The organism is Rossellomorea aquimaris (assembly GCF_000935355.1).
GTDB lineage: Bacteria > Bacillota > Bacilli > Bacillales > Bacillaceae_B > Rossellomorea > Rossellomorea aquimaris_B.
Genome location: NZ_JXZC01000003.1, coordinates 65,936 through 85,683, shown reverse-complemented (window position 1 = coordinate 85,683; position 19,748 = coordinate 65,936). Strand labels below are relative to the sequence as shown.

Below are 19,748 nucleotides of genomic sequence, written 5' to 3'. Positions count from 1 at the left end.
AACGAATTAATCAATCAAACCAAAAAATATTTATTGATTTAGTTCCCGGGCTAAAGAATGTATCGCTTCCACTACTTCTTTCAAGTTTTCCTCATCATTCATCTTATTTCTTGCATGCAACAATACCGGCCTGACCGACTCAACGGAACGCCCGAACTTATACATCCAGTCATATCTCGGAACCATCCAGGTGTGGAAATGATGAGTGGTGTCTTCGTTGTAGAAATAATACACATACTCGATTCCGAGAATTTCCCTTTGAGCTTTTCTTATTCTGGTTAACACATGTATGTAATCCAGTTTCTCAGCTTCTGATAATTCATCGAAGCACGTGATATGCCTTTTTGAAGCTAATATGACCAGCCCTCTGATGGGGTAAGCCACATCCTGGTGGGCGTGGAAGTATTCCGTTTCCATCACGACGCCTCCATCCTGTACCACTAAACCGCTTGTTAATGCACAACTCAAACACTCCACGTTTACAGTTTTTCCATTGGATAACGTGATTTCCCTCATACATCTTCTCCTTCCACCTAACTGCTGCACACTGCTCAAATTACTTGGACCCTTTCCGAAAACAAGAAAGCCCACCCTCTATTATGGTACCATTTTTATACAATCAAAATAGTGTAAATTTTTTTTGAACCAAAGACGACATTTTCATATCTAATGATAAACGGACAGGAAGTACGAAGGAGGTGTGGGGTTTTTGGCGGATAGCAAACTGATCAGGAAAGCGAAAAAAGGACATCATCCATCATTTATACAATTGATGAAACACTATGAACAGTCGATGTACCGTGTGGCAAAGGGAATTTTGAAAAAAGATGAAGATTGCGCCGATGCCATCCAGGAAACGATCTTGATTTGTTTCAAGAAAATGCCGGATTTAAAGGAAGAGAACTATTTCAAGACATGGTTGATCCGGATATTGATCCATGAATGCTATGCTCTGCTGAATAAACGAAAAATGGTCATCCCTGTCAGGGAATGTCACGCACGGGATAAGGCGGAATTCGATTTAAAGCTTTCGGTGCAGGAAGCTGTATCATCATTGAAAGATTCATTGCGAACAGTGACCACTCTTTATTACTTTGAAGACCTCTCCATAAAGGAAATAGCGGACATTGTGAATATACCTGAAGGAACCGTAAAGTCACGGTTATCCACAGCGAGACAGCAGTTGATGACGATGCTTGAAGAAGAAGAATCCCCTTTGAAAAGGAGTGCCTGGAAATGAAAGGAGAACAGTTTGACTCCAAGATGAAAGAATTGTTTCAAGATGAACCACTCCCCTCTTCTGTCAAAAAGAGAATAGAAGATACGTATGACATGATCGAAACAGAAAGCAGGAAGAACAGGCATTTTTTTTTGTTACCTTTAAGAAAAGGCATTAAGGCCGCGCTGATCGGTGGTGGACTCGTCACCGTTTCCACTTTTGGAGTACTTGCTTCACAAGGGTTTCAGCTGTTTGATTCAAATGGGGAAGTGGTCATGGAATTGACTCAGCCTGATTCAGACATCCAAGAGTGGGATGCCGGAGCAGCAGATTCGTTCAAGGAAAAAGTGAAGCCCGGGGAAGCCCTCATTTACTATCAAGTAAGTGACTATCCCGAGAAAAATTTCACGGTCTACAGGCAACCAAGAAGATTTTCAGATTACGAAACGTACCGTGAATCCATTCAGCATTCCTATATGCCAAGTGAAACCCTGCCTTTCGGATTCCGGTTTGAAAGCGGCAAATTGACCGTCGATGCAGAACCAAGCCAGTTCAAACGTGCAGAATCAGAGCTTTATGCCAAGGCCCGTCACAGCGACAAAGACATCCTCGCCAAAATAGTGGAGGTAGAGGAAAAGGACGATCAAATCGTGACCGTGACCGAATATCGAAATGAAGAGACCGAAGTATTTGTACGGAGCTCCTCCAAGGTGGAATTATACGAAAATATGCCTTTGGATGACGGCGAGCTGTTGATTACCAAAGTAAAACTGTTGAGTCATGAAGCCTTTTACCTGAAGCAGGAGATTGGCGAATTTCCTTATCAGTCCATCCTATGGATCAAAGAATATGACGGAGAGAAGATCATGTATGAAGTGCTCACCTATTCTCTTGATAAAATGACGAAACAACAGCTGATCGAAATAGCTGAAAAGGTCGATACATAAATGAATAAAGGAGATTTAGTATGAAAAAAGCAGGAGCATCCGCCTTTCAAATCGTGATGATCATAACCGGGATCTTTGCCATCAGCCTCCTTCCTTCCATCATCAATGAAGTATGGCAGATTCTTTCGGGGTTCTTTTCCATTGCAAACTTAGTATACGTCAACCCGATTTCAGGGGTAAAAAGAGAGCTATTCCCCTTCTTTTGGAATGCCTATGAATATTCCCTTATTGTCTTTTTTTCAGCACTGTTCCTTTCTTTGACGATAGCCATTGTGGTCCTGTTCTTCTACTTCCTGATCGGCAAACCCTTTCAGCTAGTGATTGATTCCATTTCCTTTGTTTTCAGCTCACTCCCAGACATTTTCGTCATTGTGGGAAGTCAGCTGCTCGTCGTATGGCTGTTCAAGAAGACCGGGGTTTTTCTTTTCGACTTTGTTGCACTGGGGGAAGACAGGGCTTATCTGCTGCCGATCCTTTGTTTATCACTCCTTCCTACCATGTACTTCATCAAGACCCTGACCGTATTAATGAAGGAGGAATTTGATAAGCAATATGTAGAGCTTGCCAGAAGTAAAGGTTTGTCTTACTTCCGCATCCTGATCATCCATGTGTTCCGGAACACCATCATCAGTCTTGCTTACCACGGTAAAAATGTCATGGCGCTTATGTTGTCCAACCTTTTGATCTTAGAATACTTATTCAACATGCTGGGAGTAACCACTTTTTTGTTCTCTTATAATACCCCCACCCTTTTCGCCGTTACATCGATCCTGCTGTTCATCCCGCTTTATTTATTTTTGAAGCTGGTGCAACGAACAGCCAATTCCATTACAGGTAATGAGGTGGACTTATAATGTCGAGGGTCATCAGACAGCCCCTATTCATTTTAGGATTTTTAACGATCTTTCTTATTACACTTGCCAGCATTATTCACGCGACACATTTCGATTCAGCCATCCCACAGACTGAGTGGCTGAAAGACAGTGAAGGAAATATGATTGCCGGGGCCCCTTTAGAACCAGCCAAAGACTATCCATTTGGTACAGATAAGTATGGCAACCACATGCTTGAACAGCTTCTTCAAGGGGCCAAGTATACGTTTGGAGCCACTTTTTTGACATCTCTCCTTGGATTTTCACTGGCTTTCCTATCGGGAACCCTTCTTGCCTTTTGGAAGAAACAAGGATCGAAGGCCATGGTAAAAGGAATTTCGTCTTCTTTTTACTTTGTGCCTTTATCCATCATTGCTTATAACATCCTTCATCCGGTTCTATGGGAGCCGCCTGAAGGTTTCGCCTACTCCCTTACCGGAAGAGTTATCTATGAAATCATCATGCTGGCCGTTATTCTCACCCCAACGACCGCTTTGTTGATTGCGGATGAAACCAGGGAAATCCTGAAGAAGGAATTCATCGAGAGTTCGATCACACTGGGGGCATCCCCTTCTCATATTTTCAAGAAACATGTGATCCCTCACCTGCAACCAAGACTCTTCATCATTTTTCCGAGGATCGTCGTTCAGGTCCTGCTCATCATTGCTCATCTTGGAATCTTCCAGATTTACTTCGGAGGAACCTCGGTTTGCTACGATATCTTTTGTGATCCACCCATGCCCATTGCCAACGAATGGTCCGGGCTCCTTGGCATGTATATCAAGCAAATCAACTATCAGTGGTGGCTTGCCATCGGTCCGCTAGCCTGCTTCACGATCTCCATCCTCGCCGTCAACAGCATGGCAGCCGGAATTGAAAAGGGACTTACTCGGCCTATAGGGTATAGCAAAAAGAGAAGAACCCAGAAAATAAAGAGAGGAACGCCCATTCAGGACACTACCTACACATTGGATTCCCGTGACTTCAAAAGAGTGTCGAACGGATAAAGCAAAAAAGGGAACTCCCTAATTCCGGAGTTCCCTTTTCCTATAAAGCATTATTATTGCTACCTGCTTCACCATAAAACATGTCAAGTCTCTTCATCAACTATGAGAGCTATCTTCAAAGACCCTTATCTCGAAGGGGAAACCCCTTACCGCTCATGTGATGGTCGATCTCCCATCCATAAAGAGGAACCGTTTTATCAGTTTCCTAATAACTTACCTTTTCTCAGGTAACCCAGGAGGATTATATTTAGGGGGAATTCTTAGCCATCCTCTTGAAATCATGATATTTTTTAAAGGTGCAGCGAATTTCATTAAGTTGATCTGAATGGAAAAGAACATCAATCCGACGTCGGTCCGCACGGTCTTGGACATAGCCTGTGCGCAAAATGTGATGGATGTGGCGACTTTGGCCGATATGAGATTGGCAATTTCATCATCCTTCAGTTTAACCCCTTCCGGCACCGCATCAGAATTCGACGATGGTTTTGTAGGATTGACCAACGGCAACGGAACTCCTTCTTTTAAAAGGAATTCCTCTATCTTTTTTGTGTCTGCCTTACTACCTTCCAACGCATTTTGTAACACATGCACCATATCCTGATCAGCCGTCGTGTTCAGTCCTACCTGGTAAAGGGCTTGAGCTTCATGAAATGCGGTGAATGCTGTCCAAAGATCCATCACTTCACCGACATGTAAAGGGGGTTTGGGTGCTTCATCAATAAAGTTTTTTATTATGGCTGAAACAGCTTCAAGAACATTTGTCATCCACTTGCCTCCTAATTGCTTGTCGCCACTATTATTCCTCATAATTGGTTATACATTCAAAAAGTGATGAATAAGCAGTATGTCGGATACTGCTTAAAGCCGTATTCTTATTCTCTGTACTCTTTTTCAACCCCATCAGGGTATGTTATTTCAAGCTCAAGTTCCTGATAGCCTTCTTCAACTGAAAAGGCATCTTTTACCTGCTTGATGACCTTTTCGCCTTCTGAATTCTGATTGAAGTTGAACCCTTCAAAGATAGGGGTGAGCTTGTCCATTGCTTCATCTGATAGCAGGTTTTGACCATTGAGGTCATCCTGGTATTTCGCTTCCGCTCCGTCTTTTTCATTTTCATAGTCCACATCAATCGATTTATTATCTTTATAATCAACATCTAAATCGAAATGTGTAAAAGGAAGAGCTCCTTGTTGGGTGTTCTCATTATTCGTGTTTTCTACAGGTGCGGTTTCTGGTGGGTTCTTGACTTCTTCCTTATCATTACAGCCTGCCAATAAAAAAAACGAGGAAAAAACAAGGGTTAACATGGTTCCTGTCATCTTCATTCGATGACCTCCTTAAAATAGTTGGGGATAGTTTGCCCATTCTTAGAGGAATGCATCACGTTTATTCGTTTATGGGTTTCTACAAGAAGTCACTATACAAAAAAAGAATGACCACCACAGTGATGATCATTCCTTCTCCAATATGTTGGATGAATGATGACAAACCATTTATTTGGTTCTACTCGTATAAATCAAATGCACTCATTCTTCAGGCAATAATACTATCTTCCCTAATTTCCCCTTATTCTTAAAATATACTTGAGCCTCTTTCGCTTGTTCCAAAGGAAAGGCTTTATCGATGACCGGCTCTATTTTCCCTTCAGAAATGGCCTGGAGCATTTCTTTAAACTCTTCCCTCGTCCCCAACACCGATCCATACATGGTAATATGCTTTAAATACAGTGTTCTGAAATCAAGCTCTGTCTTTTGGCCGCCTGCAGACCCTGAAATGCAGAACTTGCCTCCTTTTTTCAGAACCTGAAGAGATACAGAGAACAACGCATCTCCTACCACATCTAATACAGAGTCGATAGGTCCTCCGTTCACTTCCAAGATTTCTTCGGCAAGATTATCGGACTTATATGATAATACATGTGTGGCGCCTAATTCCTTCATTCTCTCCTCACTATCCAGGTCACCAATGATTGCAATCACCTTGGCACCAAAGACCTTAGAGGCTATTTGCACATTTAACGATCCGACCCCTCCATTTGCCCCCGTCACCATAACGGTCTCTCCTGGTTGAACCTGAATCAGCTTGACCATATGCCATGCCGTTAACCCGCTTACTGAAAAAACGGCGCTATTCGAGTAATCGGAGAGGGGCATATCAAAACAGAGATCAGCAGGCCATACCACATATTCCGCATAACCCCCGTCGTATTCTGAGCCTATGAAGGACATATCCTCAGAAATATGTTCAGAGCCCTCTTCACCACTGGACGTAAACGGGAATAAAACAACGTCTTTCCCCACCATGGATCCCTCTACCAAATCTCCAACCTTCACTATTTCCCCTGTTATATCCGACCCTGGTATACGCGGGAACTGTACTCCTTCCGGACGCCATCCTGATTTTGAACCGGTACCGTATGCACCTTCTCTCATCCAGATCTCCGTATTATTGATGGCACAGGCCTTTACCTTTACAAGTACTTCATTTTCTTTAGGTTCTGGTATGGGGATGTCGACTACTTTTAACTTATCTACATCCCCGTATCCTGTTACTTGCACCGCTTTCATACAATCATCACCTTTCTCTTTTTGTTATCAACAGGCTGCTCTTAGTGATAAAAGAGCAACACTAACGATAGAAAATTTCGCTTCATTTATTTTCATCTAATTTCCTGTTTTGCATACTGACATTAACGTCCTTAGTTGTATATACAGTTCTAACTTTATGTTACTCATCCTACAAGAATCGTCACTTTATAAAAAGGAAAACGACCCGTCATCGACGAGTCGCTTGTCTTGTATATGGATTTTGAACAAGTTATATAAAAAGGAGAACACCTGAGAGCCAAGAGTCCCCGTTTTATATACCGATAATAAAATGTATGCATATCCTCAGCTATCAATAAACACTGGCACAAGTTCCGGCTGCCGGTTCGTAATAACAATGCTGTTTAAATTGCCCTGCAAAAGGCTGATTGTACCATGTAGGAGGACACGGCGCATAAGGATTGAAATACCAAAGAGCATATTTCGCCGGATGCTGCGCCCAGTAGTCCAGATTCTTCTTGGCTAACTTTTTCTCAACCGATCTCGCTCTGTTATAGAAGAGATTCCCTTTTTGAACGGCTTCAAAGGAATAATTCCCTCCTTGCACTTGAAAGATGACTTGCCGGATGGTTCTTACCTGTTTAAAGTCCAAACAATCCGCTCTCGCCCGATTCACGATGACATTTCCGACATACAGCATTCCTTGTTTTCCTTCACCTTCCGCTTCGGCCCTCATCATCCTTGCCATCAAGGCAACGTCTGCATCTGTGTATTTGACTCTTGGCATTTTTCTCACCTCAGAATATTTTATGAAAAATGCCTCTTTTCATGTCATTAATTATAAATTAAGGGAATCGTGTGCTTCCTCGAGCCTCGGCTGCCTCCGTTCAATAAGGTTGACCGTATCGCTCCATTTTCTTACCCGTCTATCATTTCACAAGACTGGTCTACCCGATTCAAAAATAAAGAATGACCATCTCAAAGATGATCATTCCTTCTTCACTTGATTATATGTTTTTAACCGCTTCTTCTATCCCTTTATCCCCGGAAATGAGATCGAATCCTTTATTAAAGGTACTCTCTTCCGTTAACGATGCCACGATGGTTCTCGCTACATCTTCACGGGGAATGGAGCCTCTTTCCAGATTTTCCGCAGCGGATACGTTCCCTGTGCCCGCTTCGTTAAGAAGTCCACCCGGACGGATGATCGTATAGGTCAGTCCGCTTTGTTCCAGCGCACGATCCGCGAAGTGCTTCGCCACATAATACGGCTTCAAGGATTCGTTCCAGTTCTCACGATGATGAGCCTGCAGGGCACTCACGATCACGAACCGGTCGATCCCCGCCTGCTTAGCAGCTTCCATCGTTTTCACCGCTCCGTCAAGATCGATGAGGAGAGTCTTGTCTGAACCTGTGCTCCCACCGGATCCGGCCGTGAAAACAACGGCATCGGCCCCCTTCAATCCGTTTGCGATTTGATTAACCGTGCCTTCCAAGTCAACAAGGGAAGCTTGCACGCCGTCCTGTTCAAACGACTGTACTTGTTCTTCTTTTCTCACGATTGCCCGCGGGGTATGCTCGCCACCGTCCTTCAGTAAGCCGATCACTTGCTTCCCGATCTGTCCATTTGCTCCAACAACTGCTACGTTCATACTCTCATCTCCTTATTCCGATAATTTTGCTATGGATTCATCATCACATGTTTGGATGGTTGATGACAAATCATCTGTTTGGTATGTGCTCATATAATGTATCCGTAATGGCGGCTTTCAAAACACATGGGAGCACCTTTGAGAGAAATAGGGGTTAAAGATTCGTTCGGAATGCATCTAAATGGAGAGGATTTCCCCTGAAAATAGGCACCGTTGGGAGAAAAGTAAGGATGGAGTAGATTCAATGGTTACTGAAGTGACCTTTCGAAGGGTAACTGATGTTCTGATGGACTGCATCAATGGGGATTGCGTCGTTTTTTGATTTATTGCGTCTTTTCGGGACGTGATTGCGTCATTTTTTTATTTATTGCGTCGTTTTCTGCCATGATTGCGTCATTTTTTCATTTATTGCGTTTTTTACCAATCACTACCAACAACTCCGTCATTTCACCTCGCTCCTTACATCAGTTACCCCGGTATCGCTTTTCCACCAGCCCTCATTTATAAAGAAACAAAAAGACCATCGAGGTCCGTCCCCCCGATGGTCCATATCCTTAAATGATTTTATACAACTCCTCCACACTGGTCACGACATAGTCAGCATGAGGGTTCTCGACCTTCTCATCTGTAAAAAGGCAGGAACTGATCCCGGCATTCTTCCCTGATAACAAATCCAAATCCCTGTCCCCGATCATGATGGCATCAGAATGATCGATACGATGGGTATGAATCAAATGCTGAATGGCATCCGGACTCGGTTTTCTCTCAAACCCGTGATCTGAAGTGATGAAATCAGTGAAATAGCCCGCCAGCCCGTAATTCTCCAGCATTTTGATTGAAGACCCGCCCCTGTGGGTGTAAAGATAATTCCTTCTGTCCGTTTCATGAACATACTTGCAAAGTTCGACGATTCCTTCAAAGGGCTTGGATAAATCAAACTCCACTTCTTTTCTGCGGGAATCGTAGGCTGCGACAAATTCTTTCCCGACACCATACTTTTTTTCATAGTGATTCAGAGCAGTTGTCATTGATACCTTCATGTGTTTCATGATTTCCTCTACAGGCTCTTCGATTCCATGGCTCACAAGTGTTTCCTTGAAGGTGCCCGCCATCACGGGATATGTATCAAAAAGAGTGCCATCGAAGTCCCATATGATGTGTTTATACAAATTTATTCCCCCTCTTATGTCAACTATCCTTATTTTACCATAAACAACGGTCTTTTCGTCCACACTGAAAAAACGCATCTAAAATAGGAAAATTATGCTAAACTACTAGTAAAGAACAACCAAGGGGGATCCCATGATCCGTTCACTGCAAATGTATTTTCTCATTATCCCGGCCACCCTGTTTTTCGCCGGTATCATCCTTCTTTCATATAGAGCATACGAATGGGGGCTGCTTCCACTACTGAGCCTTCTCGTTCTCTATCTCTCTACTAAAAAGAACCGATCAGTCATTTCCCTTTTCCTGTTCTTCCTGCTCGGGTTGCTGGTGTTTCAACTTGCAACAGGCTGGATCAACGAGAGGGATGTTTCTAAAGAAATGAAAATCCTGTTGAACAGAATCTTTCTGTTCCTCATCCTGATCGGATTAGTGATTTCTCACTTGGTGTCAAAGGAAAAAATCGTTTTCTTCACTCAACTCCCGAATTGGAGAAGACGCCTTTCCATGCCCTCTCATACCATTTCAACGCCATTATTTTTACTGATCGGGCTATTGGGATCCAGTACCATTTTCATCCCATTGATCTGGTATCCGGTCATCAGTGATGTGAAATCCCTAATCCTATTCGCTATAGGGTTTGCCATCCTAAACGCTCTATTAGAAGAGCTCATTTGGAGGGGAATGATGGTGTCATCTCTGAAACGAAACGTCTCCACCCTTTATGCTGTAGTCGTCACCAGCATTGGATTCGGACTATTACATATATCCATCGGAATCCCTGTACTCATCAGTCTTCTCTTCTCTTTTGGCGGTCTATTCTATGCCATCGTGGTGTTAAAGACGGAAAGTATCTATCCTTCAATCGTTTTTCACATGGTGATTAATATGGGGATGGTGTTGAATGGGTGGATTGTTTGAGCGACCCCTGATCATTTGTAGGAGGTGAACGTCATGGAACTTTTCTTAATCTTTATCATCGTTACTCTTCTTATTATTTTTCTATTTATCTTATATATCATTATTGAGCGGGCGATGCGAGAAGGCATTAACAACTCGATCATCGGGCGATACCTCGAAGAAAAGCATGGAATCAAAGAACCACAGGGGGACGAGGATTTATTCGACGATAAGTAGAAGACCCCGTATTGTGAAAACAAGAACTCGTCTATTTATAAGCGGATTGACCTCATTATTCAATAAATCATGATTGTATTCCCATGCACTCTGTGGTAGTGTGTTACTATCTTGAAGTTGACCAACTCAAGCGAAAAGCCACCCCCTGAATTCAGCGGGTGGCTTTTCTCTGACCCTTACAATTTCCCATCAACCTCCGACGTATCCACATCATCCCCGAACCAATTTCTCAACTTGCCCTTGACCTGGGCTTTCACGTCATCATCGATATACATGGCCACCTGCAGCAACGCAAGACCCAACGCACCAAAGTCATCGGTAAATCCCACTCCCACCGCCATGTCGGGAATGAAATCCGTTGGAAGAATGAAATATCCCAATGCCCCGATGATGATCATCTTCGACTTCTTTGGAACATCCGGCTTTTGCAGGACAAAGTAGAGAAGCAAAGCTGTATAAACCACCGAATGTCCGGCCTTTAAACCGTACCTCTTGAGCTTATCCCAAAACTTTTCCTCTGAATAATGTTTCTCCGTCTCATTCATTTTCCTTCCACCTCCAAAATGAGCCATGAGCTGCTCAACTCTTTTGTTACTTTTTATTGTAAAAGCTTTGTTGGAAATAGACAAACTTTGGAATGGCCCTACTGGCTCCCGGAGTCATCTCAATTTTTTCACAAAGAAAGATCAACCGCCTGCTACAACTTTCTCAAATATAATTTCATAATCCGTTGGTTTTCCATGCCCATTGTATTTGTACGGAAGCACCTGCACTAATCTCCATCCTTCTGCTGCATGTTCATCGATGATTTCCCTGTGCTGCGGGTCCGTGAAGAACCCTCCCAAGGTTGTTTGTACATATTTATATTCGTACATGTTAACACCCCCATCTTCTTATCTTCTATACAAATGGACATTTTTATTAGTTTCATTTGTCTCTTAAGATAATACCCTGCTTTATGCATTGGTTCACACCCAAACAGGGTACTGCATGGCTTCCCTATGTCCAGCCGATCAAAAAAACAAACGACCCATCGTAAATAGACGGGTCGTAAACCTTAATGTGTCTTAACCTGGGATTAGGTGAGGCTACACCGACAAGAGTGCCTCCGCAATCAGCTTATCAAACTTGCGCACATCGATCCCTTTCTTTAACTTCACTTTGATGTGGCCAGCTCTGGTCCAAAGTTCCACTTCCGCATTCACATCGAGGAAGCTGCCAGCATTCTCCGTGGACCACATATTAATTGAAGAATACGGGAGAGAATAGATCTCCACCTTCTTCCCAGTCAACCCTTGTGCATCTCTAACAATTAATCTCTTATTCGTGAAGATGGCGCTATCTCGAAGTGTCTTATACGCAGCCACCGCTTCTTCCCCCCTGATCAATAGATCATTCACATCATCTGGGATCGGACATTCGGACAGCAACGTCCATTCCAATATTCCTGTCGTTACAGCCATTTTCATAACCTCCTTAAAATAATCATTCTCTATAACCAATTCTGTATCAGAAGGAGAAAACCTGCTTTTTTCGGGGATGGATGCGTGATCATCAAGGATACTGTTAATATAGGAATTTCATTTTTAGTCAGGCAAGAGATCGAGCCACCTACTGATATATAAGAAGTTTAAAATGATGATAATTATTGTGAGGAGCCTATCTTCTCCACCTTCACCTGCTCAAACGTTACTTGTCCCCCTTCCGAAAATAATGAAATACCCTGATCCTCAGCTCGCGGAAAGACCAAATTCGAATGAACGGTCCGACCACCATCAATAAAGACCTCCACACTCGTCTTATCAACCAAGATAGTGAGGTGAACCTGTTTAGGATCGGAATCGAACGGTGCCTTGCTTTCCAGGAATGTCCCTTCTCGGTCCGGTTGATCGGTAAATCGCCGGTTCACGTAAGAGTGGTCACCTTCCAGGGAGATTCCAACATCGATATGTCGGAACCGATCTTCGGATTCACGTAATCTGATGCCGATTTGATCGGCCTCATTCCACGAAATATCCGCCTCAAGCCGATAAGTCTCCCCTTCAAAGTCCAGCTTCTTCATTCCATCCTCAACCATAATATCCTCAAACGTCTCCGTGGATTCCACCAACCCATCAACAACAGGCTCGGAGGCAAGATAATACCCACCCTCAGCATCACCATCCAACCTGATTTCCCTCACAATCGAATCCGTCCCATTAAACCCGTCATGCTCCATTGTCGGAGTGTTATCCGCATACGACCACTTATTCATCCAGGCAAACGCATAACGCTTTTCATCCTTATCCTCAGCCTTTCCGTCTTCAAACGTCACCCCACCATACCAGTCAAATCCATGATCCAGCCACTGTGGATCCGACTGGTCTACTTCAAACGTGTTTCCATTGAATTCCCCGGTCCAATAAGCATACGTATTCGGCTCCCCGATCGCTTCTCCATTGGCACTCACTCCGAGCACCCACTTCATCGTGCCATCGGGCGCCCTCATTTTAAAGAGATCCGGACATTCCAGCACGCCTAAGTCCGAAGTGTGGAAGTCCCCTGTAAACTCCCAGTCCTTCAGATTCGCAGATTCATAGAAACCGACCTTCGAACCTTCCGCCATGAGCATGACCCACTTGTCCCGTTTGTCATCCCACACGACTTTGGGATCACGGAAATCCTTCGTGCCCGGGTTTTCTAAAACAGGATCTTCACTGTAATTCTTGAAGGTCTTTCCTTCGTCGGTACTCACCCACATGTATTGCTCCTGCTCGCCGGTCTCACCGGTTGGCTGTGTCACGATCGCAATGAAGGCATTTTTTCCGAATCCGGCTGTATTCTCCCGATCGATGACGACGGAGCCGGACCATGGATCGCCGTTTTCATTGGTGTATTTCGGGATCGCCACCCCCTGATCTTCCCAGTGGATGAGATCCTCGGATACGGCATGGCGCCACTCCGTCCCGTTGCCGTCCGGGTAGTCCTTGTTGTAAAGATAATAGTAATGGTATTTCCCTTTATAGTAGACCGGCTTTTGCGGGTCGTTTTTCCACTTGTCAGGGGTGGTGAAATGGTAGGATGACCGGAAGGAAACATCTTTTTCATCCCCCGGGTGCTCATTTTTGTCATGAGATTTCGTCCACCATGCAGCCACTCCGATGATCAGGACGAGGAGAACAATCAGCAAAACAGTTCCCTTCTTTCTTATTACTGGATTCATTATTTCCACCACCTAATAAAAAAAGAAAATGCCATCAATGACATTTCCTCTTTTTGAAGTTTGTTATTCGCCGTATGTGATTTGACCTTGCTCCAGAATGCCGTCCTTCACAACAGATGATTTCTTGTTGTTGATATCAAGCAGGAAAGATGGAGCGAACGTTGATTTGTGATCCTCGAAGTAGCCACGGTTCGTCATGTAGCTGGTTACGACGAATTTGTCGGATTCTTTCTGCGGGATCACATAGTGTGCGTACGTCCAAGTGATATCGTTCGGATCCAGGTCCTGATGAAGGACGATTCCCGTTCCGTTCATCGGTTTGAACTCTCCTGTCAATGAGTCTGCCACATAACCAAGCATGTAGATGTCTTCATCGTCCGTGCCATCGATGGTCATCTTCGATCCGCGTGTACTTGTGAACAGGTAGAACTTGCCGTCTTTTTGGAAGATGTTCGGACGTTCGATTTCGTCTGTCACCGTGTTCGATACAATCAACGGTTTCATTTCATTCTTGATTGTGTAGTCATCGTTGATTTCGATAATTCCAATGGCACCGTTCGCAAGTTCTGCCAGATCTTTCTTCGGACTTTCCTGTAAGGCTTGGAATTCCTCTTGGAAGAAGTTCATTCCGTTCCCGTAATATGCACGGTTGTAGAGGGAATCTTCACCAGAATAGCCGTACTCTGTACCTGTGTTAGCTTCGAATACTAAGTATTTTTTGCCGTTTTCTTCAATGTAGTGAGGGTCACGAAGCGTATGGTTGTTCATGAAATTGCGGTCTTCAAAAGCTTGTCCGACTGTTTCATATGTATCCCCGTCGCCGCCGCTGTAGATGGATTTGTGATCCTCGACACCATCGATGTTCAATTCATTCTTTGCTTGTTCAGAGATATTCACTTGAGCCGTCGTCAGTGATTGACGTCCGAATAGTCCCTTGCTTTCGTTGAAGTCTCCGCGGTTCGTATAGAATAAGCGGATGTCACCTTCTTCTGTGAAGAGGGCTGATCCCGACCATTCTTCTACCTGACCCTTTAATGTTTCGTCGTCCGCTTTGTATTTATCTTGATCGTCGAAGACACGGCCTGCATTCTTCCATGCATCGATGGAGTCATCGCCGACTTTCTTATAGAACATATAGATGAAGGTATCATTGGCGTTTTTCGGGTCGCCGGCAAGTCCGAATACGATGTGATAGCCGTTGTACTCAGCCACGGTGCCGTCTGCGTTTTGAAGCGGCCATGTATCCCATACATCCATTTTGATTTCATTTCCGTTTTCATCGATCTTTGTTGCCGATTTTACATTTTTAATGGTAGAAGCGTCGAAGGAAGGAACCTTGAATGTAGTGTCTTCCTGCTGCTCGACCATGTTCTTCATATCCTGGCGGGTGATCTGTGATGTGCCGTACGTTTCTTTGTATCCTTTTTCAGAAGCCCCGTTGGCAGAAGCCGATGTGAAGCTGCCTCCGAAAAGAATGGCTGCACTTAATGATACAACGGTTGCTTTGCTTGCAAATTGACGATAGTCCATCATTGTACTCCTCCTCGTATATTATAAGTTCCGGCGCTCTAAGCTCGCCTTACATCTATCAGTATAGGAGGGGTGCCTCGAACTGGATATGGCACGGATTGATGTCATTTTCGTCTTAAATTGATAAGGGGGAATATGGGCTTACATAGGTGGAGGATAATAGTCATTGAAATACGACTATCCAGGGAATATTCCGGAAGTCCTTTTGTCCCGGAGTGAAAATGCGCTGAAAATGAAACCGACCCGTCCATGTAGACGAGTCGGTTTTCTATTATCAAGAAGAGGATAACAGGCATGCCCCTTCTTTCCAAGCCTGGTCGAACTGCTCTAATGTATCCTGTCTCGAGCTTGCTTCATTGATATAATCCTGCATGATTTCTCCCATCTCCTTTTTAATACAAGGGGAGAATGAGGACCAGTTGAAGGTGTCCGTCTCCTTGATCAGCTCCAGGGTTTCCTCCCCGAGCGGGCCGATGTCGTTAACGGGGATGTCCTTGAAGGCGGGGATGAAGTGAAACTTCTCCGTCATGTATACCTGTCCTTTCTCTGATGACACCATCCAGTTCAGGAACTTCTTCGCTTCACGTTTTGCCTCAGGGGAAGATTGGGAATTAATGACCCAATATCCCGGGACGCCTGCAAGGATCCTGCCTTCTTTACGATCATTGAGAGGCACGGGGAACATGCCGACAGGAATATTCTTTCCTTCGAGCAACGGCTGGATCCAGTTCCCCTGGAGAATCATGGCGGCCTTCCCCTCTGTGAACAGTTTGAGCTCCGAATAATAATCGGTTCTTGCGGGGCGTCCATTTCCATAACGGACCGTCAGATCGATGAGGGATAATAGATCCTGAAATGAAGGATTGTCCCTGAAGCTTGCGGAACCGTTATCCAATCCTTGAGTGAACCCCTTATCTGCTTGGGCAAAGGCGACACTCGCCATATGGTGGCCGAGCTTCCAATCTTCGTAATAGCCGTTGGCAAATGGCATGATCCCCTTCCGGTCGAGTTTCGCAGCTGCTTCCTCTAGCTCCAGGTAAGTGGAAGGGGGGGATGTGATGCCCGCCTTTTGAAAGAGTTCCCGGTTGTATACAATACCGAAGCCTTCTATATTCATCGGCATCCCGTATACCTTATTGCCCAAGGTGATCCCGCTGAGCACATTCTCTGATGCCCTGTTGACCCAAGGCTCATCTGACATATCTTCTAAAAACCGTCTCCATTCCTTCGCGGCTTCCCTTCCGAGGTTGGTAAAGATATCCGGTCCTTCACCCGCTGCAAGCTTCGCCGTGATATCGGAATAATCATCCGCCGCTCCCCCTACGGTTTCCACCTTGATGGTGACTCCCGGGTTTTCTTCCTCATAAGCGGATACCATCTGTTCGAACTCGCTGGCGATTTCCACCTTGGGATTGCGGATCGTGAGGGTGACCTTTTCTTCTTCAGGTTCCGGTTCCTTTTTCACTTCATTGGTCTCGCCGCAAGCTGTGAGCGTGACAGAGATGAAGCCGATGAAGAAGGCTTTCAGTAGTTTCTGTTTCATTCAGAACCCCCACTTGACCGGTATTCAAATGGCGTCAGTCCGGTCACTTTTTTAAAAAGCTTCGAGAAATATTTCTCATCCTGATAGCCTAGCATGGTGGAAATCGAATAGATCGACTCCTCCGTCTCCATAAGCCATGATTTCGCCTGTTCGATCCGGAGCTTTGTCACGAACTTCGACAGGGTCATGCCTGTTTCTTTCTTGAATGTCCTTGAGATATGTTCTCTTGTGAGGAAAAACATTTTGGACAACTTTTCAAGGGAAATGTCCTCCATATAATAGGTCTCTACATAGGAAACGATTTCCTGGATGCGCCTTGCAGCCTCCATTTCATCGGGACGGCGGATGGTCCGGTACTGATTCTGTTCAAGCTCATGGGATAATCCTTCGAACACGTCCCGGATACTTCCCAGGGAACCGAGCTTGTCCTGGACGAGACGGACGGGAACGGTCAGGTTTTCACTCATCCACTCTTCCACATAGAGCCACTGATCCTTCAAGGTGACCACAATGCAAAGGTTGTCCCCGTGAAGAAAGGTGAATGCCCTGCCGATTTTCCGGATTCGAAGTTCTTCATCCAAGGCTTCTATATGTATGTCCGGACGCTGTTTCCCATAGAAGGAAAGAAGCGTCATGTCCATTTCCCCTTCATCGGGTAGAAGGGGCACGAGGGTGTCCACAGAGACCGTCTCTCCAGAGCAGATGGCGGTCATGATTTGATTGCTGCGCAGTCTCATGGCTTCTTCCAGGATTTCTCCCTGCTCGATTCCCTCTTCCGCTTCCTCCGTCACAGCCTTCACCACTTTTTCAAGGACAAGCTGGAACGCCTCCTCCTCAATAGGCTTAAGCAGATAATCGAAGCTGTTCAACTGGATCGCCTTCCGCATGAAGGTATAATCGTCATACCCGGTGACGAGGATGATCTTTCCCTTGAAGGAAAGCTGATGATTGATTTCTTCAATGAGCTCCATCCCTGTCATCTTCGGCATTTTGATATCTGTGAAGATGATCTCGGGTTCCTCTTTCTTAATGATCCCGAGTGCTTCGAGTCCATTCGCCGCCTCAAAGATCTCCGTGATGCCGAGCCTCTCCCATTCCCCGAGCTGGCGGAGGACATTGCGGACATTCCGTTCATCATCGACAATCAGTGCTTTCATTCGGTTTTCCCCCTCTCTAGCGATTTTCCAGGAACGGAAGGGTCATGGTGACCCTGAAGCCCTTCCCTTCCATTCTGTCTATGTCAAACGATGCTTCATCATTGAAATTCAACTTCAGTCGATCATATATATTCTTCAGACCAATCCCTGAATTTGAACGGCGATCTTCCTTGTGAAGGAATGCCTGAATCCGTTCCAACTCTTCTTCGGTCATGGATGCACCGGTGTTTTGTACAATGAAGGTAATGGAATTCCCCTCTCGTTTCCCGTGGATGGACAAGGAAGCATTCTCATATCCTTCTTCATAGCTGTGCTTGAAATAATTCTCCACAAGGGGTTGGAGGACCATGCTGGGAATGGATGCAGGAAGCACTTCCTCATCCACTATGATATCCGCCCGGACCCCTTCCCCGAAGCGTTCCTTCTGAAGGGAGAGGTATGACTCGATATAGGTGAGCTCATCCTTGACCGTGACCCACTGATCCGCATGAAGGGAATACCTCATCATCTTCGACAGGGAGGTGATGAGCCTGTACACATCCTTCGCATTGGACCTGAGGGCGACAGCGCCGATCGTTTGAAGGGCATTGAAGAGGAAATGAGGATTCACCTGGGATTTCAAGGCATGGAACTGATTCTTACGGCTTTCGATTTCCAATTTATACTCACGATCGATATGCTCATTGATCCGATGCATCATATCATCCATATGTTCTTCCAAATGTCCCAGCTCATCCTTCCGGTAGGTGGTGAAGTCGATATCCAAATTGCCACCTTCTATGCTCCTTACCTTTTCACTAAGGTGAATGATGGGTTTCGTGATGATATGGGAAATCACCATGACCATGATGATCCCGAGGCCAACTACACCGATCCCCAATAGTATATTCGAATACGCAGCTTCATTTACGTCCTTGAACAGGGAATCCTTCGAAATGATCTTCACCAGCTTCCAGCCTTCAAGGTTTCCCTCAAGCTGCTCTTCGAGAATGAGCTCGTCAGGTGATGGCTTCCCTTTGATGGAATCCCCCTTTCGACTTGAATAGATGATGGTATCCTTTTCATCCAGGAGGGCCACCCGTGCATCTCCCCCATCGGACAGATGCTGGATGATCGACCCGTACGAATTCACTTCAATATCCATGGACAGGAATCCAAGAAACTTACCCGTCAGGATATTCCTCACCTTGTGATGGATGGTAAGCACCTTCGTCTTATCCGATTCCGGGATGATTGCGGCGTTTCCGGCATTCTCGATCACATGGGGAGCTTCAATAAGATAATTCTGCTCTGACTGATACAACTTTTTAAAAAGGGGATCCAGAAGGACATCCCCTTGCACTTTCGGGGCACTGAACTTTGAGCGGTATACCGACATTGCCTCTTGATCCCTGTTGAAATAAAAGCGCAGTTGACGGATGTCAGGACGGGTGACGGAGAAAACCTTCATGCTTCTCTCAAAGGAATCCTCCTGTTCCCCCTTCAGTCCCTGTTCGAATACTCTTAAAACATCAGGGTCGTTATAAAGGGCATAGGGAAGCGAAGTCATATCATCGAAATACCGTTCCAGTACCGCACCGCTTTCCCTCATCTCTTCCCGGCTCGTCTCGATCTCGTGCTCCTCGACACTCGTCTTCGTATTGTTATAAATAATGAACACCGACAGAAAATACGGCAAAATGATGAACAGCAGCAACATCCCGAACAAACGACCCCGGACACTCCTCATCTACACTCCCCCCTTTCCTTATTCCATTCCGACTTTCAGCCAG

21 protein-coding genes are annotated in these 19,748 nt (G+C 45.1%); 6 read left to right on the top strand and 15 right to left on the bottom strand.

Features of this window, described 5'->3' with window-relative positions:
* Nucleotides 1-30: 30 nt before the first annotated feature.
* Complete coding sequence (locus TV75_RS09955) at nt 31-516, bottom strand: HIT family protein (RefSeq protein ID WP_044338605.1); 486 nt, start codon at nt 514-516, stop codon at nt 31-33.
* Nucleotides 517-709: 193 nt separating this feature from the next.
* Here TV75_RS09955 and TV75_RS09950 point away from each other — a divergent pair, with 193 nt between their 5' ends.
* The 4 genes from TV75_RS09950 to TV75_RS09935 are packed head-to-tail and all read left to right on the top strand — an operon-like array spanning nt 710 to nt 4,045.
* Entirely contained in the window at nt 710-1,240 is a 531-nt protein-coding gene (locus tag TV75_RS09950) for a sigma-70 family RNA polymerase sigma factor (RefSeq protein WP_044338604.1), read from the top strand.
* The gene (locus TV75_RS09945) at nt 1,237-2,166 is read left to right on the top strand and encodes a hypothetical protein (RefSeq protein WP_044338603.1); all 930 of its coding nucleotides are present in this window, start codon (nt 1,237-1,239) and stop codon (nt 2,164-2,166) included. Before TV75_RS09950 ends, TV75_RS09945 begins: the two co-directional genes overlap by 4 nt.
* 20 nt (nt 2,167-2,186) lie before the next feature.
* Nucleotides 2,187-3,020 carry an ABC transporter permease subunit gene (locus TV75_RS09940; protein WP_052504514.1) on the top strand — a complete coding sequence of 278 codons (834 nt, stop codon included), beginning with the start codon at nt 2,187-2,189 and terminating at the stop codon, nt 3,018-3,020.
* Nucleotides 3,020-4,045 (top strand): ABC transporter permease subunit, encoded by a 1,026-nt coding sequence (locus tag TV75_RS09935; protein ID WP_044338602.1) that lies wholly within the window; start codon nt 3,020-3,022, stop codon nt 4,043-4,045. The genes TV75_RS09940 and TV75_RS09935 overlap by 1 nt, the downstream gene beginning before the upstream one ends.
* Before the next feature lie 213 nt (nt 4,046-4,258).
* Here TV75_RS09935 and TV75_RS09930 read toward each other — a convergent pair whose 3' ends face one another.
* From TV75_RS09930 to TV75_RS09905, 6 genes are all read right to left on the bottom strand, one after another.
* Nucleotides 4,259-4,810, bottom strand: a complete 552-nt coding sequence (locus TV75_RS09930; protein ID WP_044338601.1) for a DUF3231 family protein — start codon at nt 4,808-4,810, stop codon at nt 4,259-4,261.
* A gap of 107 nt (nt 4,811-4,917) precedes the next feature.
* Entirely contained in the window at nt 4,918-5,370 is a 453-nt protein-coding gene (locus TV75_RS09925) for a YusW family protein (RefSeq protein ID WP_052504513.1), read from the bottom strand.
* A gap of 201 nt (nt 5,371-5,571) precedes the next feature.
* A complete protein-coding gene (locus TV75_RS09920; protein ID WP_044338600.1) occupies nt 5,572-6,612 on the bottom strand; it encodes a zinc-binding dehydrogenase in 1,041 nt (346 codons plus the stop codon).
* Between the two features lie 331 nt (nt 6,613-6,943).
* Nucleotides 6,944-7,378 carry a cell wall hydrolase gene (locus TV75_RS09915; protein ID WP_044338599.1) on the bottom strand — a complete coding sequence of 145 codons (435 nt, stop codon included), beginning with the start codon at nt 7,376-7,378 and terminating at the stop codon, nt 6,944-6,946.
* A 220-nt stretch (nt 7,379-7,598) separates the two neighbouring features.
* Nucleotides 7,599-8,243, bottom strand: a complete 645-nt coding sequence (locus tag TV75_RS09910) for an SDR family oxidoreductase (protein WP_044338598.1) — start codon at nt 8,241-8,243, stop codon at nt 7,599-7,601.
* Between the two features lie 554 nt (nt 8,244-8,797).
* Complete coding sequence (locus TV75_RS09905; RefSeq protein ID WP_044338597.1) at nt 8,798-9,412, bottom strand: HAD-IA family hydrolase; 615 nt, start codon at nt 9,410-9,412, stop codon at nt 8,798-8,800.
* 133 nt (nt 9,413-9,545) lie between these two features.
* On the opposite strand from TV75_RS09905, the gene TV75_RS09900 reads away from it, so the two are divergent.
* Complete coding sequence (locus tag TV75_RS09900) at nt 9,546-10,328, top strand: CPBP family intramembrane glutamic endopeptidase (protein WP_044338596.1); 783 nt, start codon at nt 9,546-9,548, stop codon at nt 10,326-10,328.
* A 33-nt stretch (nt 10,329-10,361) separates the two neighbouring features.
* A complete protein-coding gene (locus TV75_RS09895) occupies nt 10,362-10,544 on the top strand; it encodes a hypothetical protein (protein WP_044338595.1) in 183 nt (60 codons plus the stop codon).
* Between the two features lie 176 nt (nt 10,545-10,720).
* On the opposite strand, the gene TV75_RS09890 is transcribed toward TV75_RS09895, so the two are convergent.
* The 8 genes from TV75_RS09890 to TV75_RS09855 all read right to left on the bottom strand — a co-directional run bounded on the left by TV75_RS09890 (nt 10,721) and on the right by TV75_RS09855 (nt 19,705).
* Nucleotides 10,721-11,089, bottom strand: a complete 369-nt coding sequence (locus TV75_RS09890) for a YkvA family protein (RefSeq protein ID WP_082051230.1) — start codon at nt 11,087-11,089, stop codon at nt 10,721-10,723.
* 141 nt (nt 11,090-11,230) lie between these two features.
* Nucleotides 11,231-11,419 (bottom strand): DUF4177 domain-containing protein, encoded by a 189-nt coding sequence (locus TV75_RS09885; protein WP_044338593.1) that lies wholly within the window; start codon nt 11,417-11,419, stop codon nt 11,231-11,233.
* Nucleotides 11,420-11,632: 213 nt separating this feature from the next.
* Nucleotides 11,633-12,007, bottom strand: a complete 375-nt coding sequence (locus tag TV75_RS09880; RefSeq protein WP_044338592.1) for a PH domain-containing protein — start codon at nt 12,005-12,007, stop codon at nt 11,633-11,635.
* Nucleotides 12,008-12,189: 182 nt separating this feature from the next.
* Nucleotides 12,190-13,734, bottom strand: coding sequence for a glycoside hydrolase family 32 protein (locus TV75_RS09875; RefSeq protein WP_044338951.1), 1,545 nt, complete (start codon nt 13,732-13,734; stop codon nt 12,190-12,192).
* Nucleotides 13,735-13,809: 75 nt separating this feature from the next.
* Nucleotides 13,810-15,276 (bottom strand): glycoside hydrolase family 68 protein, encoded by a 1,467-nt coding sequence (locus TV75_RS09870; RefSeq protein WP_044338950.1) that lies wholly within the window; start codon nt 15,274-15,276, stop codon nt 13,810-13,812.
* Nucleotides 15,277-15,550: 274 nt separating this feature from the next.
* Nucleotides 15,551-16,819: an ABC transporter substrate-binding protein gene (locus TV75_RS09865; protein WP_044338591.1), complete on the bottom strand. Its 1,269-nt coding sequence runs from the start codon at nt 16,817-16,819 to the stop codon at nt 15,551-15,553.
* Nucleotides 16,816-17,976, bottom strand: a complete 1,161-nt coding sequence (locus TV75_RS09860) for a response regulator (RefSeq protein ID WP_044338590.1) — start codon at nt 17,974-17,976, stop codon at nt 16,816-16,818. The genes TV75_RS09865 and TV75_RS09860 overlap by 4 nt, the downstream gene beginning before the upstream one ends.
* 16 nt (nt 17,977-17,992) lie before the next feature.
* Nucleotides 17,993-19,705: a cache domain-containing sensor histidine kinase gene (locus TV75_RS09855; RefSeq protein WP_044338589.1), complete on the bottom strand. Its 1,713-nt coding sequence runs from the start codon at nt 19,703-19,705 to the stop codon at nt 17,993-17,995.
* Between the last annotated feature and the right edge of the window lie 43 nt (nt 19,706-19,748).

Coding starts and splice junctions, on each gene's coding strand:
- TV75_RS09955 (WP_044338605.1), bottom strand. CDS start 516: ATGAGGGAAATCACGTTATCCAATGGAAAAACTGTAAACGTGGAGTGT.
- TV75_RS09945 (WP_044338603.1), top strand. CDS start 1,237: ATGAAAGGAGAACAGTTTGACTCCAAGATGAAAGAATTGTTTCAAGAT.
- TV75_RS09940 (WP_052504514.1), top strand. CDS start 2,187: ATGAAAAAAGCAGGAGCATCCGCCTTTCAAATCGTGATGATCATAACC.
- TV75_RS09935 (WP_044338602.1), top strand. CDS start 3,020: ATGTCGAGGGTCATCAGACAGCCCCTATTCATTTTAGGATTTTTAACG.
- TV75_RS09930 (WP_044338601.1), bottom strand. CDS start 4,810: ATGACAAATGTTCTTGAAGCTGTTTCAGCCATAATAAAAAACTTTATT.
- TV75_RS09925 (WP_052504513.1), bottom strand. CDS start 5,370: ATGAAGATGACAGGAACCATGTTAACCCTTGTTTTTTCCTCGTTTTTT.
- TV75_RS09920 (WP_044338600.1), bottom strand. CDS start 6,612: ATGAAAGCGGTGCAAGTAACAGGATACGGGGATGTAGATAAGTTAAAA.
- TV75_RS09915 (WP_044338599.1), bottom strand. CDS start 7,378: ATGCCAAGAGTCAAATACACAGATGCAGACGTTGCCTTGATGGCAAGG.
- TV75_RS09910 (WP_044338598.1), bottom strand. CDS start 8,243: ATGAACGTAGCAGTTGTTGGAGCAAATGGACAGATCGGGAAGCAAGTG.
- TV75_RS09900 (WP_044338596.1), top strand. CDS start 9,546: ATGATCCGTTCACTGCAAATGTATTTTCTCATTATCCCGGCCACCCTG.
- TV75_RS09895 (WP_044338595.1), top strand. CDS start 10,362: ATGGAACTTTTCTTAATCTTTATCATCGTTACTCTTCTTATTATTTTT.
- TV75_RS09890 (WP_082051230.1), bottom strand. CDS start 11,089: ATGAATGAGACGGAGAAACATTATTCAGAGGAAAAGTTTTGGGATAAG.
- TV75_RS09885 (WP_044338593.1), bottom strand. CDS start 11,419: ATGTACGAATATAAATATGTACAAACAACCTTGGGAGGGTTCTTCACG.
- TV75_RS09880 (WP_044338592.1), bottom strand. CDS start 12,007: ATGGCTGTAACGACAGGAATATTGGAATGGACGTTGCTGTCCGAATGT.
- TV75_RS09870 (WP_044338950.1), bottom strand. CDS start 15,276: ATGGACTATCGTCAATTTGCAAGCAAAGCAACCGTTGTATCATTAAGT.
- TV75_RS09865 (WP_044338591.1), bottom strand. CDS start 16,819: ATGAAACAGAAACTACTGAAAGCCTTCTTCATCGGCTTCATCTCTGTC.
- TV75_RS09860 (WP_044338590.1), bottom strand. CDS start 17,976: ATGAAAGCACTGATTGTCGATGATGAACGGAATGTCCGCAATGTCCTC.
- TV75_RS09855 (WP_044338589.1), bottom strand. CDS start 19,705: ATGAGGAGTGTCCGGGGTCGTTTGTTCGGGATGTTGCTGCTGTTCATC.